The 12,491-nt window shown below is 39.6% G+C and carries 16 protein-coding genes; all 16 read left to right on the forward strand.

The window, feature by feature from the left end; genetic code table 11:
• Positions 1–18: 18 nt before the first annotated feature.
• The 16 genes from K5Q22_RS04705 to K5Q22_RS04775 all read left to right on the forward strand — a co-directional run bounded on the left by K5Q22_RS04705 (position 19) and on the right by K5Q22_RS04775 (position 12,441).
• The gene (locus tag K5Q22_RS04705) at positions 19–942 is read left to right on the forward strand and encodes a bifunctional riboflavin kinase/FAD synthetase (RefSeq protein WP_205013643.1); all 924 of its coding nucleotides are present in this window, start codon (positions 19–21) and stop codon (positions 940–942) included.
• Entirely contained in the window at positions 935–1,672 is a 738-nt protein-coding gene (locus tag K5Q22_RS04710; RefSeq protein ID WP_105211956.1) for a potassium channel family protein, read from the forward strand. The genes K5Q22_RS04705 and K5Q22_RS04710 overlap by 8 nt, the downstream gene beginning before the upstream one ends.
• A 73-nt stretch (positions 1,673–1,745) precedes the next feature.
• Positions 1,746–2,147 (forward strand): Spx/MgsR family RNA polymerase-binding regulatory protein, encoded by a 402-nt coding sequence (locus tag K5Q22_RS04715; protein WP_024381367.1) that lies wholly within the window; start codon positions 1,746–1,748, stop codon positions 2,145–2,147.
• 5 nt (positions 2,148–2,152) lie between these two features.
• Positions 2,153–2,431, forward strand: coding sequence for a UPF0223 family protein (locus tag K5Q22_RS04720; protein WP_024379624.1), 279 nt, complete (start codon positions 2,153–2,155; stop codon positions 2,429–2,431).
• Positions 2,421–3,179 carry an inositol monophosphatase family protein gene (locus tag K5Q22_RS04725; protein WP_205013642.1) on the forward strand — a complete coding sequence of 253 codons (759 nt, stop codon included), beginning with the start codon at positions 2,421–2,423 and terminating at the stop codon, positions 3,177–3,179. The genes K5Q22_RS04720 and K5Q22_RS04725 overlap by 11 nt, the downstream gene beginning before the upstream one ends.
• On the forward strand, positions 3,179–4,480 hold the full coding sequence (locus K5Q22_RS04730) for an RsmF rRNA methyltransferase first C-terminal domain-containing protein (RefSeq protein WP_205013641.1): 1,302 nt from the start codon (positions 3,179–3,181) through the stop codon (positions 4,478–4,480). The genes K5Q22_RS04725 and K5Q22_RS04730 overlap by 1 nt, the downstream gene beginning before the upstream one ends.
• Before the next feature lie 137 nt (positions 4,481–4,617).
• Positions 4,618–5,487 (forward strand): phosphate ABC transporter substrate-binding protein PstS family protein, encoded by an 870-nt coding sequence (locus tag K5Q22_RS04735; protein ID WP_024406953.1) that lies wholly within the window; start codon positions 4,618–4,620, stop codon positions 5,485–5,487.
• A 2-nt stretch (positions 5,488–5,489) separates the two neighbouring features.
• Positions 5,490–6,407, forward strand: a complete 918-nt coding sequence (pstC, locus tag K5Q22_RS04740; protein WP_002937619.1) for a phosphate ABC transporter permease subunit PstC — start codon at positions 5,490–5,492, stop codon at positions 6,405–6,407.
• Positions 6,397–7,284, forward strand: a complete 888-nt coding sequence (pstA, locus tag K5Q22_RS04745; RefSeq protein ID WP_014635996.1) for a phosphate ABC transporter permease PstA — start codon at positions 6,397–6,399, stop codon at positions 7,282–7,284. Before pstC ends, pstA begins: the two co-directional genes overlap by 11 nt.
• A gap of 24 nt (positions 7,285–7,308) precedes the next feature.
• Positions 7,309–8,112, forward strand: coding sequence for a phosphate ABC transporter ATP-binding protein PstB (pstB, locus tag K5Q22_RS04750; RefSeq protein ID WP_002940866.1), 804 nt, complete (start codon positions 7,309–7,311; stop codon positions 8,110–8,112).
• 11 nt (positions 8,113–8,123) lie between these two features.
• Positions 8,124–8,882, forward strand: a complete 759-nt coding sequence (gene pstB, locus K5Q22_RS04755) for a phosphate ABC transporter ATP-binding protein PstB (protein ID WP_205013640.1) — start codon at positions 8,124–8,126, stop codon at positions 8,880–8,882.
• A 26-nt stretch (positions 8,883–8,908) separates the two neighbouring features.
• Positions 8,909–9,565, forward strand: coding sequence for a phosphate signaling complex protein PhoU (gene phoU, locus K5Q22_RS04760; RefSeq protein ID WP_024413748.1), 657 nt, complete (start codon positions 8,909–8,911; stop codon positions 9,563–9,565).
• Between the two features lie 165 nt (positions 9,566–9,730).
• Positions 9,731–9,982 carry a hypothetical protein gene (locus K5Q22_RS09745; RefSeq protein ID WP_239514844.1) on the forward strand — a complete coding sequence of 84 codons (252 nt, stop codon included), beginning with the start codon at positions 9,731–9,733 and terminating at the stop codon, positions 9,980–9,982.
• Positions 9,983–10,000: 18 nt separating this feature from the next.
• On the forward strand, positions 10,001–10,204 hold the full coding sequence (locus K5Q22_RS09750) for a hypothetical protein (protein WP_239514843.1): 204 nt from the start codon (positions 10,001–10,003) through the stop codon (positions 10,202–10,204).
• A gap of 193 nt (positions 10,205–10,397) precedes the next feature.
• Positions 10,398–11,069, forward strand: a complete 672-nt coding sequence (locus K5Q22_RS04770) for a response regulator transcription factor (RefSeq protein WP_009909965.1) — start codon at positions 10,398–10,400, stop codon at positions 11,067–11,069.
• Entirely contained in the window at positions 11,062–12,441 is a 1,380-nt protein-coding gene (locus K5Q22_RS04775; protein WP_044762919.1) for a cell wall metabolism sensor histidine kinase WalK, read from the forward strand. Before K5Q22_RS04770 ends, K5Q22_RS04775 begins: the two co-directional genes overlap by 8 nt.
• Positions 12,442–12,491 lie beyond the last annotated feature (50 nt).

Consider the following 12,491-nt stretch of genomic DNA (forward strand, 5'->3'; position numbering starts at 1 on the left):
TGTGATAAAATAGAAAACATGAACATTAGAACAATTAAAGATTATAGTGAATTGAATCAAGAGGAGCCGACGGTTTTAGTACTAGGCTACTTTGATGGGATTCATCTTGGGCACAAGGCTTTACTTGATCGAGCAAGAAAAGTAGCAGATGAGCGAGGTTTGACAGTAACTGTATTGACCTTTCCAGAGTCACCTCGGTTGGCTTTTTCTCGCTTTAGCCCAGAACTTTTACTGCATTTGACTAGTCAAGAGCAACGCTACCTCTTATTGAAAAAATATGGTGTTGATAATCTTATTTTGACTGATTTTACTAGTGAATTTGCTAATAATACTCCTCAGCAGTTTTTGGATCGCTATATCAAAGGTCTCAATGCCCAGATTTTGGTCGCAGGTTTCGACTATCATTTTGGAAATTGCAGAGCAGATGTCAAAGATTTGACAGAGCTATTTGATGGTCAGGTAGAAATTGTAAGTGAAGTGAGCCTGGACGGAGAAAAAGTTTCTTCAACTCGCATTCGTCAGGCTATCCAGTCAGGGGATGTCTCTCTAGCAAATCAACTTTTAGGTTATCCATTTATGACGGAGGGAATTGTTGTTCATGGAGATGCCAGAGGGCGCACTATTGGTTATCCGACTGCAAATCTGGCTCCTTTTGACCGAGTCCATTTACCATCTGAGGGAGTCTACGTCGCTGATGTTGAAGTAGATGGAAAACGCTATCGAGCTATGACAAGCGTTGGAAAAAATGTGACCTTTGATGGAACTGAGATGCGGATAGAAGCTCATATTTTTGGGTTTGACCGCTTTATCTACGGAGAAAAAATAACTATTTTTTGGCTTGAAAAAATTCGAGATATGGTCAAATTTGATGGGATTGAAGGTTTGATGGAGCAGATGAAATCTGATGAGGAATTTGCCTTGCAATGGGGGAAATATGCTTAAACGATTGATTCGTCATCCTTTTTACGAGAAGGCTATGACCTACATAGCTGTAGTCTATGTATTTCTTATCGTACTTGAATTAATGGATGCTAGTATTGCCAATTCTAGTGGTTATCGGGTACTGGATTGGCTCCTGTGGTTTATTTTTGTCTGCGATTATTTTGCTCAGCTTTATTATGCGGATAACATACTTGAATATGTACAGGGGCATATCTTGGAATTAATTGCCATTATTCCATTTGATTCATTCTTCAGTTTTCTTCGCTTGGGAAGACTTGCACGACTCTTCAGATTGGTCAAAGTAACGAGAATATTTGCCCTGTCTAATCGATTCTGGGATACAATCAACAAGCTTTTGCATACCAACAGTTTATCCAAAGTGTTGATGTTAAATATCTCAGCGGTGCTAGTTGCAAGTGTCTTATTATCAGTGATTGAAGGGAAATCATTCTTCGATGCACTTTGGTGGTCCATTGTAACGATGACAACTGTAGGGTATGGAGATATTGTCCCCCAAGATACGATTTCTAAAATTATAGCTATCCTCCTGATGTTGGTTGGTATTTGTACTTTTGGTATGGTTACCTCCACGATAACTCGTTTTTTCTCTGAAACAGAGCGTGAAACGAAGTTGGATACCTTGATGGCGAAAATTGATGAACAAAACGAAATATTGCTACGCTTAGAGAAAAAAATAGAATCTTTGGAAAAATTACAGGGAAGAGATTAGATTTACTATTGAAAACTCTTTTAAGTTAGAGTATAATATAAGAAGAAAAATGTTTTTAGAGGGGATGGAAGACATGATTACTTTATTTTTGTCACCGAGTTGTACCAGTTGTCGTAAAGCTCGTGCTTGGCTGACAAGTCACGAAGTCCCTTTTATTGAGCACAATATTATGACTAGCCCTCTAACTGCTGAGGAATTGAAGAACATTTTAGCATTGACAGAAAATGGGACAGATGATTTGATTTCTACCCGTTCAAAAGTTTTTCAGAAGCTAGATATTGATGTTGATGAGCTTTCTGTGAAGCAACTTATTGGGTTAATTGAAACCTATCCAAGTCTCTTACGACGTCCGATTATTTTGGACGAGAAGCGGATGCAGATTGGTTTTAACGAAGATGAAATTCGTGCATTTCTTCCGCGCAAGTACCGCAAACAAGAATTGAGAAATGCCACATTACGAGCAGAAATAGGATAAAAGATATGAACAAAAATTATTCATATCCACTTGATTTTTCGTGGAGCACAGAGGAGATTTCCTCCGTGCTTTCTTTTTTGAATCAGGTGGAGGCAGCTTATGAAAAAGGAGCAGATGCGGTAGCTATATTAGCTAGTTATAAAAGCTTCAAAGATGTTGTTAAAAGTAAGGGACAGGAACGTCAAATTGATCGTGACTTTGAAGCAGTTTCTGGATATTCAACCTATCGAGTTGTTAAGGCTGCTCGAGATAAGGGGAAAGGAGTTATTCGTTTTGGAAACTAAGTATCACTTTGCCCAAACGATTGTCCTGGAGGCTGGAAATTTTCTCCGACAGCATCTACATGATGATCTTCAGATTGAAGAAAAGGGTGACTTTACAGACTTGGTAACGCACCTTGATAAACAAGTGCAAGAAATGCTGACTCAACAGATTCAATCTCGCTATCAAGGTGATGGGATTTTAGGTGAGGAAGGTGGAGATGTTTCTTCTATTCATGAGGGAAATGTTTGGGTTATTGATCCAATTGATGGCACCACAAATTTTATTGCTCAGAAAACTGATTTTGCCATTATGATTGCCTATTTTGAAAATGGAGTAGGAAAGTTCGGTATCATTTATGATGTCATGCGAGACAAACTTTTCCATGGAGGAGATTCATTCCCTGTTTATTGCAATCAAGAGCGCTTAAAGAAACCAGAGCTGCACCCTCTTCGCCAGAGTTTGATAGGAATCAATGCACAGTTGTATGCAGCCAATGCACATGGAGTGGCAGAATTAGCAAATCAAAGTTTAGGTACAAGATCTGTAGGAAGTGCTGGAATTGGTTTTGCCCACGTTCTGGAAGGAAGATTATTTGCCTATGCTTCTTATCTGTGCCCATGGGACTACGCAGCAGCCAGTATTATTGGTTCTTCTTTAGGTTTAGTCATGTTAAGTTTTGATGGTCCGAGTCTGGCCTATGATAAGCGAGAGTTTGTCATGCTAGTATCAGAATCCCATCTTGAGGAAGTGAAGGGGTATATATTCTAATGCAATTACCACAGGATTTTATAGATAAATATAATCATTTGCTTGGTAGTGAAGCCCAAGCATTTTTTGAGAGTTTCGAACAAGACCCAATCTCAGGCTTTCGCACAAATCCTCTCAAAGAAAGCCAATTGGACTTTGAGCAACCAATCCCTAATATGACTTGGTCATACTATGGTAAGGTCTCAGGAAAGTCTCCAGAACATGTAACTGGCTTAGTCTACTCACAAGAGCCAGCTGCACAGGTTGTCGGTCAGATTGCAGCTCCGGAAAAAGGGATGAAAGTATTGGACTTGGCAGCAGCGCCGGGAGGAAAGTCTACTCACTTGCTTTCATACTTAGAAAATACAGGGCTCTTGGTTAGTAATGAAATTTCCAACAAACGAGCAAAAATCTTGGCTGAAAATATTGAGCGTTTCGGAGCGAGGAATGTTGTTGTAACAAATGAATCAGCAGACTGCTTGGAAAAGGTCTTTCCAGGATATTTCGATATGATTGTCCTAGATGCTCCCTGTTCAGGTGAAGGGATGTTTCGAAAAGACCCCGATGCGATTCAATATTGGTCCAAACATTATCCAGCACAATGTGCAAGCTTGCAAAGAGAGATTTTAGAATCGGCCTTGAACATGTTGGCTCCAGGTGGTCAATTGATTTATTCTACTTGCACTTGGGCACCAGAGGAAAATGAAGAAGTAGTGACTTGGCTCTTAGAACAATATGATTTGGAACTGATAGACATTCCTAAAATCAATGGAATGGTAGAAGGAATCGGCTATACAGAAGTTGCTCGTATGTATCCCCACCATTTTGCAGGAGAAGGTCAGTTCGTTGCCAAATTTAGATTTCTAGGGGAAGCCAGTCAGAAAAAATTAAAACCAGGAAAATCCAATTTGAATAGAGAACAGCAAGCTCTCTGGAAAGAATTTGAACAGAAGCATTTAAAGGTTCAATTGGATGGTTTACTGCAGGTTTTTGGCGACAATCTCTATCTACTGCCACATGGCCTTCCTGATTTATCAAAAGTAAAGATTGCTCGAAATGGCCTTCACTTGGGGACGTTTAAGAAAAAAAGATTTGAACCAAGTTTTGCTTTAGGTCTAGCACTCCATAGTTCGGAGGTTAAAAATCGAGTGGAAATCAGCTTAGAAGAATTCTCGTCCTACACTGCTGGACAAACAATAGCTGTGTCCAAGGATTTAGCTAATGGCTGGTATCAGGTAGCAGTTCAGGGGAACGGTCTTGGTTTCGCAAAAATTGTATCTGGAACGCTTAAAAATGGCTTTCCAAAAGGGCTGAGATTTTAAAATAAATCAGCAGATTTTTTTTGCAACTTGTCTTTTTATATGATATAGTGGATGAGTGGAAATATCTTGTAAATTCTATGTAAAATACAGAGTTAATTTTAGGAGATTCCACTGAAAAATGTAAAGGAAAAAACGAAATGAAAAAAAAGCAGAAGCTTGGAATTGCAGCTTTGTTTCTTTTGAGTAGTATGGCTCTTTCTGGTTGTTCTTCTTGGATCGATCGAGGAGAGTCTATTACAGCCGTAGGTTCGACAGCGCTTCAACCACTTGTTGAGGCAGCAGCAGATGAATTTGGTAGTGTCAATATCGGTAAATCCATCAATGTTCAGGGTGGAGGATCAGGTACTGGCTTGTCACAAGTTCAGTCTGGAGCTGTTCAGATTGGTAACTCTGACGTATTTGCTGAGGAAAAAGATGGTATTGATGCAAGTAAACTTGTTGACCATCAAGTAGCAGTAGCTGGTTTGGCCGTTATTGTAAATGAGCAAGTATCGGTTAGAGATATTACTACAGAAGATCTGCGTAAAATTTTTACTGGTGAGATTACCAACTGGAAAGAACTGGGTGGTAAGGATTTGGAAATTTCAATCATTAACCGTGCAGCTAGTTCAGGTTCACGTGCGACCTTTGATAGTGTTATCATGGATGGACAAACCGCAGCTCAGAGTCAAGAACAAGATTCTAACGGTATGGTAAAATCTATTGTTGCTCAGACACCAGGTGCAATTTCCTACCTATCATTTGCTTATATAGATGATTCCGTTAAAACAATTAAGCTAAACGGTTTTGAACCAACTGCTGAAAATGTAGCAACAAATGATTGGCCAATTTGGTCCTATGAGCATATGTATACGATGGGAAAAGCGACTGATTTGACAGAAGAATTTTTAGATTACATGATGTCAGATGAAGTTCAAAATGGTATCGTTGAAAGTATGGGATACATTTCTATCAACGATATGAAAGTTGTGAAAAGTGCTGATGGCACGGTGACTGAGAAGGAGTAAGCATGAAAAACGAACAACTAGCAAAAGAGTTATCGTCTCCATCTAAAAATTCTCGATTAGAGAAGTTTGGTAAGGTAATTACATTCCTTTGTCTATCATTGATTGTCTTTATTGTTGCAATGATTTTGATTTTCGTTGCGCAGCGTGGATTATCGACTTTCTTTGTTGACGGTGTGAGCATCACTGATTTCTTATTTGGAAGCAAGTGGGAACCAAGCTCGAAAATATTTGGTGCCCTGCCAATGATTTCAGGTTCTTTCATTGTTACGATTCTGTCAGCTGTTGTTGCGACACCTATCGCAATCGGTGCAGCGGTCTTCATGACAGAAATATCACCAAAACGTGGTGCAAAAATCTTACAACCTGTTATCGAACTTTTGGTTGGTATTCCATCGGTTGTATATGGTTTCATTGGTTTGCAAGTAGTTGTACCATTTGTACGTTCAATCTTCGGTGGAACAGGTTTCGGTATCTTGTCGGGTGTATTTGTACTTTTCGTTATGATTTTGCCAACAGTAACCTTTATGACGGTTGACAGTTTGCGTGCAGTACCTCGTCACTATCGCGAAGCAAGTTTGGCTATGGGAGCCACTCGCTGGCAGACGATTTGGCGTGTTATTTTGAACGCAGCTAAGCCAGGTATTTTTACGGCCGTTATCTTTGGTATGGCGCGTGCCTTTGGTGAAGCCTTGGCGATTCAGATGGTTGTGGGGAACTCTGCGGTTATCCCGACTTCCTTGACAACGCCAGCAGCGACTTTGACTTCTGTTTTGACAATGGGTATCGGTAATACGGTTATGGGAACTGTTCAGAACAACGTCCTATGGTCCTTGGCCCTAGTCTTGCTCTTGATGAGCCTTATCTTTAACATGATTATGAAATTTATTACGAGAGAGGGTAAGAAAAACTATGCACGCTAAAAAATTTGATAAATTGGCGACTGGTATTCTTTACTCAATCGCTGGTGTGATTGTCGTTATCTTGACGTCACTGATTCTTTACATCTTGCTACGTGGTCTGCCACATGTAAGCTGGGATTTTTTGACAAGTAAATCTTCATCTTACAAAGCTGGTGGTGGTATTGGAATTCAGCTCTACAACTCATTCTTCCTATTGGTTGTAACGCTCTTAATTTCTGTTCCCTTGTCAACCGGGGCAGGTATTTATTTGGCTGAATATGCTAAAAAAGGTCCATTGACTAACTTTATCCGTACCTGTATTGAGATTTTGTCATCCCTGCCGTCCGTTGTCGTTGGTTTGTTTGGTTACTTGATTTTCGTTGTTCAGTTTGAGTACGGTTTTTCTATTTTATCAGGTGCCTTGGCTCTTACAGTCTTCAACTTACCACAGATGACGCGTAACGTAGAGGACAGCCTTCGTCACGTTCACCATACGCAACGTGAAGCAGGATTGGCTCTTGGTCTATCACGTTGGGAAACTGTTCTCCATGTTGTTATTCCAGAAGCACTTCCAGGGATTGTAACAGGTATCGTCTTGGCATCTGGTCGTATCTTCGGTGAGGCAGCAGCTCTTATCTACACGGCTGGTCAGTCAGCTCCAGCTCTTGACTGGTCAAACTGGAATCCATTGAGTGTTACTAGTCCGATTTCTATCTTCCGTCAATCAGAAACCCTTGCGGTTCATATCTGGAAGGTAAACAGCGAAGGTACAATCCCAGATGCAACCCAAGTTTCTGCTGGTTCAGCAGCAATCCTCTTGGTTTTCATCTTGATTTTCAACCTTTCTGCACGATATATCGGTAAGAAACTTCATGCGAAAATGACTTCAGCAGCCTAGAAGTCTGACTTATAAGGAGAAAAAATGGCAGATTACAACTGGAATGAACGCCATATCATTACTTTTCCAGAGGAGAATATCGCCCTTTCGACAAAAGATGTTCATGTTTACTATGGTAAAAATGAAGCGATCAAGGGCATTGATATGCAGTTCGAAAAAAATAAAATTACAGCCTTGATTGGACCATCAGGGTGTGGGAAATCAACCTATCTTCGCAGTCTTAATCGTATGAATGATACTATTGATATTGCTAAGGTAACCGGTCAAATTCTTTATGAAGGAATCGACATCAATAGACCAGATATGAACGTTTACGAAATTCGTAAGCATATCGGAATGGTATTCCAACGTCCCAACCCATTTGCAAAATCTATTTATCGTAACATCACATTTGCACATGAACGTGCAGGCGTGAAAGATAAGCAGGTTTTGGATGAGATTGTTGAAACTTCTCTGAAACAAGCAGCCCTTTGGGATCAGGTAAAAGATGACTTGCACAAGTCAGCCTTTACCTTATCAGGTGGACAGCAACAGCGTTTGTGTATTGCACGAGCTATCTCTGTAAAACCACAAATCTTGCTTATGGATGAGCCTGCATCAGCCTTGGACCCGATTGCGACTATGCAGTTAGAAGAAACTATGTTTGAATTGAAGAAGGACTACACCATTATCATTGTTACGCACAATATGCAACAAGCAGCTCGTGCAAGTGATTACACAGCTTTCTTCTATCTGGGTGACTTGATTGAATATGATAAGACAGCAAACGTCTTCCAGAATGCAAAACTCAAGTCAACTAGTGACTACGTTTCAGGACATTTTGGATAGAAAGGGAACAAATGACATCACCTATTTTACAAGTAAAAGATTTGTCTGTTTACTATAACAAGAAAAAAGCCTTGAATAATGTGTCAATCGATTTCTATCCAAATGAAATTACTGCTTTGATTGGACCATCTGGTTCTGGTAAGTCAACCCTCTTGCGTTCTATTAACCGTATGGGAGATTTAAATCCAGAGGTAACATTGACAGGTGCGATTGATTACAACGGAAAAAACATATACAGTCCTCGTACGGATACTGTTGATCTTCGTAAGGAAATCGGGATGGTCTTCCAACAACCAAACCCTTTCCCTATGTCTATCTATGAAAATGTTGTCTACGGTCTTCGTATTAATGGTATTAAGGACAAGCAACTTCTTGATGAGACTGTAGAGCGTGCCTTGATTGGTGCATCTATTTGGAACGAGGTTAAGGATCGTTTACACGATTCAGCAGTTGGTTTGTCAGGTGGTCAGCAGCAACGTGTCTGTGTAGCGCGTGTCTTGGCTACTAGTCCTAAAATTATCTTGTTGGATGAGCCAACATCAGCACTTGACCCTATCTCAGCTGGTAAGATTGAAGATACCTTGTATGGTTTGAAGGATAAGTACACCATGGTATTGGTAACACGTTCAATGCAGCAAGCGTCTCGTATTTCAGATAGAACTGGTTTCTTCTTAGATGGAGATTTAATCGAATACAATTCTACAAAAGAAATGTTCATGAACCCTGCAAACAAAGAGACAGAAGATTATATTACAGGTAAGTTTGGTTAATCCTGTTAAAAAGAAAAGAGGTTTATATGTTAAGAGCGCAGTTTGAAGAAGAATTAGGAAAACTCCACAACCAATTTTACGCGATGGGAAATGAAGTTTTGGCTCAAATTAATAATGCTGTTCGTGCCTTTACAACTCATGATCGTGAATTGGCTAAAGAAGTGATCGAAGCCGATAAAAAAATCAATGATTTTGAAATTAAACTCGAAAAGAAATCTTTAGAGATTATTGCTTTGCAACAACCAGTTTCTACAGATTTACGTCGAGTAATCACTGTCTTGAAAGCAACAAGTGACTTAGAACGTATGGGAGACCACGCAGTTTCGATCGCAAAAGCTGCTATTCGTATGAAAGGCGAAGTCCGTATTCCAGTAGTTGAAGATGAAGTGAAGAAGATGGGCCGCGAAGTTCGAAAACTTGTTGAAGAAACTTTGGAGCTTTATCTTGGTGATGCGGATATGGAAGTCGCATATGAAGTAGCTGCTCGTGACGAGGTTGTTAATGAGTTTTATTCAAGTATCCAAGAATTGACAACGGAAGAAATCAAGAAGAATCCAGAATCCTTGGTTGCTGGTCGCGACTATTACCAAGTTTTAACCTACTTGGAACGTGTCGGTGATTATGCTAAAAATATTTGTGAGTGGGTTGTTTATCTACGCACAGGTGATATTACAGAGTTGTAATTCAGAAGTCCGAGAGGGCTTCTTTTTTATGTAATAAACTTTTATAAAAATGCTGGATTTCTTTAGCTTGGTTTAAGTTTTTAGTACTATACTATTATCATCAGGTAAAGAGGAGTTATTTAGCGGGCCTCATTCTGATAATATTCTATTGAAAAGAGGAATTTCATGTCATTTATTAATCAATTTAAGTCACAGTCAAAAACAGTACTAGCTGCTGTTGCTATTTCAGCTGCTACCTTGGGCTTTGCAGGGGGAATGAGTATTTCGAAAAGCTCAACAGGAGTTTCAACACAAAGTCAGGCAAGTTTGGCGCAAAATAATTCTGCAGCAACGAATGGACAGGTAGCCGCATCTGCGAATACCCAAGGTATGCCACCAGGTCAAGGTGGAGCTCCCCAAGACATGCCACCAGGATAGGGTGGAGTACCCCAAGGCATGCCACCAGGTCAGGGTGGAGCTAGCCAAGGCATGCCACCAGGTCAAGGAGGTCCTAGCCAAGGTACAACCCCTCCTGATGCAACAAGTGGAGCAACTCAGTCAAACTCGAGTACTTCTTCTGATGAAGTGAATGCTTTAAAAGAGAAGAATCAAGAAATTAAAGCTCACATTTCAGGGGATAGTAGTTCTTCTAATCAATAAACATTGAGATTTTGGTTTCTACTTGTTCCATGATATAATGAACACGTATCAATAAATAGTTAGTTAAAGCCTACCCGATCATTCATTTTTAAGATGGTCACAGCGGGACTTTATCTAACCATTTCTATTAAAGACCATGCCCTGTGCCCAGGTCTTTGGTTTGTTTATTAAACCGAAACGTAAGGAGTATATGATGATTAAAATATTGTTAGTGGAAGATGATTTAAGCCTATCAAATTCTGTTTTCGATTTCTTAGATGATTTTGCGGATGTTATGCAGGTTTTTGATGGCGAAGAGGGCGTTTATGAGGCGGAAACAGGCGTTTATGATTTGATTCTTTTGGATTTGATGTTGCCTGAAAAAGATGGCTTCCAAGTTTTGAAAGAGTTACGTGAAAAAGGTGTTACGACCCCTGTTCTGATTACAACAGCCAAGGAAAGTCTAGAGGATAAAGGCCATGGTTTTGAATTGGGAGCTGATGACTACTTGACAAAACCGTTTTATTTAGAAGAATTGAAGATGCGAATTCAAGCTCTATTAAAACGAGCGGGTAAGTTTAATGAAAACACACTAACCTTTGGAGATGTGACAGTTGACCTATCTACAAATATGACGATGGTAAATGGCGAAGAAGTTGAACTGCTAGGAAAAGAATTTGACCTACTAGTTTATTTCTTGCAAAACCAAAATGTTATCTTACCAAAAACTCAAATTTTTGACCGTATTTGGGGATTTGACAGTGACACTACTATTTCAGTAGTAGAAGTATATGTTTCTAAAATTAGGAAAAAGTTGAAAGGAACGACCTTCGGGGAAAATCTTCAAACCCTGCGTAGTGTCGGGTACATTCTAAAAAATGCCTAAGCGAATCAGAAAATTAGTGTATACGGATAAATTTTCCTTCTTTATCCGTTATTTTGCAGTATTTACCCTGATTTTTGGCTTGATGACAGCTATTATTTTTCAATTAATGCGTTCAACTATGTATCAAAATTCCGATAATACCTTGAAACGGATTAAGGAAGAACCAGCGATGGCTGTTGGTTTTGCAATCGCAAGAACCTATGAGCCCAACTCTGTCTTTATACTTCAAGATAGCCCAACTAGTGAAGAAACGACGAGCTCTAGCTCAGATAGCATGCCTGTTCCTAAAGATCAAAAAAATACTAGAGATGGAGATCAGCTGAGATTAGGTGTCAATACTCATGTTTTACTCTATAGTAAAAGTGGAGAAATGGTTAATCCAGATACTTTTACTGGTTTGGCCGACCTACCGTTAGATAAGGAAAAATTGGGCGAAATTAAGGAAGCAACAGTTGAATCAAGCTTCGGTATGTCTGAAGATTATCGCTATGTGACGATTGAGCTGGCTACAGATGAACTAGGTTATTATTCGTCCTATGATATAAAATATGCGACAATTTTAGTGAATGTCAGCCAGATAAAATCCTCCATTGAGACCTATGAATCGACAGTTGCTATTGTTATGGTATCAGCTTGGCTCATTTCTATCTTGGCCAGTATTTACCTATCAAATCTTAGCATGCGTCCAATTCTAATCAGCTATCAAAAACAAAAGGACTTTGTCGAAAATGCTAGTCATGAGTTGCGTACGCCGCTGGCTGTTCTCCAAAATCGTTTGGAGAGCCTGTTTCGCCATCCCGAAGCGACGATTTTAGAGAGTAGTGAAAGCATCGGATCTAGTTTGGAAGAAGTTCGAAATATGCGATTATTGACAACAAACCTGCTCAATTTGGCTCGTCGTGATGATGGCTTAAAAGTCGATATGATCGATGTCCAACCGAATTATTTTGATGAAATCTTTGCTAATTACCTTATGATTGCCGAAGAAAATGGAAAAACACTAACAGTTAATAATTTGATTCATCAGCCGATTCGAACAGACAAGGTCCTGATTAAACAGTTGCTCACCATTTTATTTGACAATGCCATGAAGTATACCGACGATGATGGCAGAATTCAAATTACAGCTAATATCAAGGATAAATCTGTCTACTTCACAGTTGCCGACAATGGTTTGGGAATCAGCGATGCCGATAAGAAGAAAATCTTTGATCGCTTTTATCGAGTTGATAAGGCCAGAACACGTCAAAAAGGTGGTTTCGGTCTAGGATTATCGTTGGCTCAGCAAATTATTAAGACACTAGGTGGGAAAATCTCTGTTAGAGATAACCAACCGAAAGGAACTATTTTTGAGGTAGGATTACCTAAATAAAACAATATTATTAGGCTAGGAAAATTCTAGTCTAATTTTTTTGTGTAGTT

The sequence above is a fragment of the Streptococcus sp. 2018162 genome (assembly GCF_019754175.1).
Taxonomy (GTDB): Bacteria; Bacillota; Bacilli; order Lactobacillales; family Streptococcaceae; genus Streptococcus; species Streptococcus hashimotonensis.

What these genes read in the sequence shown, in the direction of transcription:
- K5Q22_RS04705 (WP_205013643.1), top strand. Translation starts at nt 19, where the DNA reads ATGAACATTAGAACAATTAAAGATTATAGTGAATTGAATCAAGAGGAG.
- K5Q22_RS04710 (WP_105211956.1), top strand. Translation starts at nt 935, where the DNA reads ATGCTTAAACGATTGATTCGTCATCCTTTTTACGAGAAGGCTATGACC.
- K5Q22_RS04715 (WP_024381367.1), top strand. Translation starts at nt 1,746, where the DNA reads ATGATTACTTTATTTTTGTCACCGAGTTGTACCAGTTGTCGTAAAGCT.
- K5Q22_RS04720 (WP_024379624.1), top strand. Translation starts at nt 2,153, where the DNA reads ATGAACAAAAATTATTCATATCCACTTGATTTTTCGTGGAGCACAGAG.
- K5Q22_RS04730 (WP_205013641.1), top strand. Translation starts at nt 3,179, where the DNA reads ATGCAATTACCACAGGATTTTATAGATAAATATAATCATTTGCTTGGT.
- K5Q22_RS04735 (WP_024406953.1), top strand. Translation starts at nt 4,618, where the DNA reads ATGAAAAAAAAGCAGAAGCTTGGAATTGCAGCTTTGTTTCTTTTGAGT.
- pstC (WP_002937619.1), top strand. Translation starts at nt 5,490, where the DNA reads ATGAAAAACGAACAACTAGCAAAAGAGTTATCGTCTCCATCTAAAAAT.
- pstA (WP_014635996.1), top strand. Translation starts at nt 6,397, where the DNA reads ATGCACGCTAAAAAATTTGATAAATTGGCGACTGGTATTCTTTACTCA.
- pstB (WP_002940866.1), top strand. Translation starts at nt 7,309, where the DNA reads ATGGCAGATTACAACTGGAATGAACGCCATATCATTACTTTTCCAGAG.
- pstB (WP_205013640.1), top strand. Translation starts at nt 8,124, where the DNA reads ATGACATCACCTATTTTACAAGTAAAAGATTTGTCTGTTTACTATAAC.
- phoU (WP_024413748.1), top strand. Translation starts at nt 8,909, where the DNA reads ATGTTAAGAGCGCAGTTTGAAGAAGAATTAGGAAAACTCCACAACCAA.
- K5Q22_RS09745 (WP_239514844.1), top strand. Translation starts at nt 9,731, where the DNA reads ATGTCATTTATTAATCAATTTAAGTCACAGTCAAAAACAGTACTAGCT.
- K5Q22_RS09750 (WP_239514843.1), top strand. Translation starts at nt 10,001, where the DNA reads ATGCCACCAGGTCAGGGTGGAGCTAGCCAAGGCATGCCACCAGGTCAA.
- K5Q22_RS04770 (WP_009909965.1), top strand. Translation starts at nt 10,398, where the DNA reads ATGATTAAAATATTGTTAGTGGAAGATGATTTAAGCCTATCAAATTCT.
- K5Q22_RS04775 (WP_044762919.1), top strand. Translation starts at nt 11,062, where the DNA reads ATGCCTAAGCGAATCAGAAAATTAGTGTATACGGATAAATTTTCCTTC.